Origin of the sequence: Holospora undulata HU1 (assembly GCF_000388175.3) — a bacterium.
In the GTDB taxonomy this organism is placed as follows: Bacteria; Pseudomonadota; Alphaproteobacteria; order Holosporales; family Holosporaceae; genus Holospora; species Holospora undulata_A.
On record NZ_ARPM03000094.1, the window covers coordinates 1 to 3,529 of the forward strand.

Consider the following 3,529-nt stretch of genomic DNA (forward strand, 5'->3'; position numbering starts at 1 on the left):
ATCTCAAGGATGGTCTATACTTCCAACGCGTTGGATTGTCGAAAGAACATTTGCATGGCTAAATCATTTTCGAAGGGTATCTAAAGATTATGAAATTGCCATAGCGACTGATGAAAACATGAGTATGATAGCCCATTCCATGATCCTATTAAGAAGAATAGCTGAATCATGAATACAGGTTGTCAATTTCAACGCTCTATTCGACGCTATTTCGTGGTTCTTTAAAATATCTAATTCTACCTAAATTACTATATATCTTTGATCGATTCTTGATACTGACTTTACTTTTATTTACTTTACTTTTTTTTTGCTTGCTTTCACGTACGAAAAGTGTTTTTTTAAGCTATAGCCTAATCTTTTTAACCAGTAACTGAGTGTACCCCAAATTCTTTAGCAGCTTTTTTCAAGGTCATATCTTGGTTTTCTTTGACTTACTTTTCAAGCTTTTCTAAGTCAATCTTTTTTTCTGAGCCAAGCACGCCTCTTAGGAAAATAACTGCCTTCTTGTCTGTATTTTCTATACTAATTTTCTATGCCAATTTTCTATGCCAATTTTTTAGCCACCTTCCTATCGCTGATACACTTATTTTAAATAGGTGCGATGCTTCAATATACCCGCCCCCCCCTCATCTAAATATTCTATTCCCCTTTGTCTTAAATCGTTGCTACAGCTCTTTATCATTTTCCTTTTATTTTAACAAAAAAAAACATACCTAATTCAACCTAAATTAATATATCGTATGCGTCATGATCCACATTAACATTTTTCTTTAACAATTCATGTCTGTTTTTGTTTTGGGGGGATGAGTGGAGTTGATTTTTCTCAACCAACGAAGGTGATAAACATAAAAATGTTCCTCCCCCTTTTTAAAATCCTCCCCCTTTTTAAAAATTATCTTAAATAATAATCAGTGTTGTGGCCCTAACTAAAAATACTGATTATCAGGAAAGAAAAAACTGAACGTCGATTTATATTGCAAAAAAAGAAGACTAATAAAATATTCCGTTAAGAAAACAATGTAAAAACTAGATATTACACCTAAAAAACACTGAAAAAACGTTATTGGATTATTCAACAATTTAAAATCATTTTTGGTAAATGAAAAAACAGAAGAAAAATATTTAGCTTAGATTTGATTTTAGTGTTCATATTTACTACGCGGAACCTGATTCCTAAATTCTGTAGAGAGTATTACCAAATTTATCTATACCACACTTTTGTTAATTCTGCTTCCCTAAGCGTTACATTTTATAACGCTAAAAGTTTCTCCATATCATGGCACTTTAAAGCACGCCCCTGCATCCAGCGATACACACAATAAAACGAAAGAATTTTACAGACATATTGACGAGTTTCTTCATAAGGAATACGCTCAATCCATAAACACGTGCGTAACATAACGTCGTTCTCGTAAACTGGATATAAAGTTTTGTACCACTCTTTTAACTTCCTGGATCCCACGTTGTAACTAGCAATACTTAATACGTAATTTTGTCGATGTGACGCTAATTTTTCCTTTATTTCTTCAATTCCCAAGCTCATTCCATAAGTAAACTCTTTCATTCGTCTTAAATTATAGGGAAGCCCAGCTTTTTTAGCATATTTAGCAATATCAAACGGCATAATCTGCATGACACCTAATGCTCCCTTAGAACTAACAACATAGGGAGAAAAACACGTCTCTCCCAGAGCAATAGACCATATTAAAGCAGGATCAGGAAAAGGTCTTGGAAGCGCGCACGTAGGATAAGCAATAGGAAAAACATATTTTGCTCTATGCGCTGAGAGTTTTCTCGCCAAATAAATAGCTTCTGAAGGAAATTGTTTGTGTAAAATGTTAACAAAAGTCCAGCACTCCTGGATAGAGCTGAAGTGATCAATTAGGTCATCCAACAAACAGTTTACCAAGGATACGTTATTAACAGGAAGTTTCTGATTTTCCTTATCTTTTAAAATATTTAACAAACTTTCAATTACACGAGACTTTCCAAAAGATGAAGGAGAGGTAAACTTCATGACTAATGTTCGCTTTAATCTTGTCAGCGCCATTTGGCCGTAAAACAAAAAGGGATATTTTGCTGCTTCTTCAAAATACGTACGAGATTTTTGCACGTTACATTGTTTTTGGCAGCATACTCCACACCAAAATGCTGCTTTTACATAATATCGCTCTCGCAACATTGAAGAAATTATTCTTGGATCTTCCATAAAAGACTGCTTCATCATATAGGAAAAATGCTTTAACGCTTCTTTCCAGTTATTCAAATGAACTTGGACCCACCCTCCTATCCAACTGTTTTCTATTGGAAAAATTCCATTACTTTTTTCTGTTGTGCGAATAATTTTAGCAGCTTTTGTATACCATTGACGTGCTAAAGCTGAATCGCGCTCAGCTTCGCTAACGTTCCCTTTTTGAAGCAGGTCTCGAACTAAAGATCTTGCTGCGCTAAACCCTGCATACGTTGCTTGAGGATTAAAAGTATACTTTTCTGATAAAAGATCGTTCTTCCAACGAAGCCAATACTGATAGGCCACTTCTAGCTGATCTTTTCTCAATAAAAAACGAACATAAGCACGTCTTAGTATTGGCATAAAATAAGCTCGGTGGGATTTACCGTGAAACAGAGCTAGCCATTTACCATCCAATCCCAAAAGACCTGTTGCAATACGCAATTCGTGGTTAGGATGAAACTGATTTTTTAGTAAATTAATTGTTGATTGCGCGCTTTCAATCAAAGGATTTTGAGGAGAATTAATACTCAACAAGTAAATAATTTTATGTTCGTGGTCTCTGACAGAAAGTACTTTAGACCAAATGTTCAAAAAAGGTCCACAAAACTTTATTGGTACTATTGTTTCTATCCAAAATTTTCTTATTGCCTTTTGATGAGGAAAAAGATCTCGTCCGTACCTAGAAAGAATTTGTCCATATCGAATCCACCCTTGTACTGTCTGGGGAGGAGAGTTTCTGAAAAATTTTAAAATTTTAATAGAATCACAATTATTCGAGAGAAATTTAGACTCTTTTTCTTTTGTAAGCTGAGCTTGAGTTTTTTCGAAAAGATGTGAAGAGTTCGGAGATGAAGAAAATTTTTTATCATTTGCACAGGCACAACCAAAGGAAACAAAGCATATAAGCAATAAATACATTTCTAAATTTTTCAACCTTACGCGTACATAGTAGTATAAAATATTTTTTTATAAAAATAAAACGTTTTTTTACTGACATAAAAGAAAATAAATAATTGATTTTTTAATTTTGGTTGAATTTATAATAAAAAATCAAATATCTATTTTTTGGAAAAATATAGACTTTATTTCTGAATCTACTTTTTTATGATTCAACGTTTTTTATACGTGATTCTTGACCATGTCATTGCACAATGGAGTCCACATTGCTCACAATTAGAGACTCTTAACCAAAGATAGCATGATTAATTTTCGATGTTTTATTAGCGTGAAGTTCCGCAAAAATACGCAGTGTTACCTCCAGCATTTGAAGTTGTCGTGTGTTTGCAAGGGGGGGGC

Annotated in this window: 2 protein-coding genes; one reads left to right on the forward strand and one right to left on the reverse strand. The window is 33.7% G+C overall.

What is annotated here, in order from left to right; translation table 11 throughout:
• The first annotated feature begins 34 nt into the window (after positions 1-34).
• Positions 35-172: a hypothetical protein gene (locus K737_RS11845; protein WP_407636446.1), complete on the forward strand. Its 138-nt coding sequence runs from the start codon at positions 35-37 to the stop codon at positions 170-172.
• A 1,077-nt stretch (positions 173-1,249) separates the two neighbouring features.
• On the opposite strand, the gene K737_RS01880 is transcribed toward K737_RS11845, so the two are convergent.
• On the reverse strand, positions 1,250-3,151 hold the full coding sequence (locus tag K737_RS01880; protein ID WP_006288332.1) for a lytic transglycosylase domain-containing protein: 1,902 nt from the start codon (positions 3,149-3,151) through the stop codon (positions 1,250-1,252).
• Between the last annotated feature and the right edge of the window lie 378 nt (positions 3,152-3,529).

Bases quoted from the DNA above. Each gene is read 5' to 3' on its own strand.
- K737_RS01880 (WP_006288332.1), bottom strand. From the start codon at position 3,151: ATGTATTTATTGCTTATATGCTTTGTTTCCTTTGGTTGTGCCTGTGCA.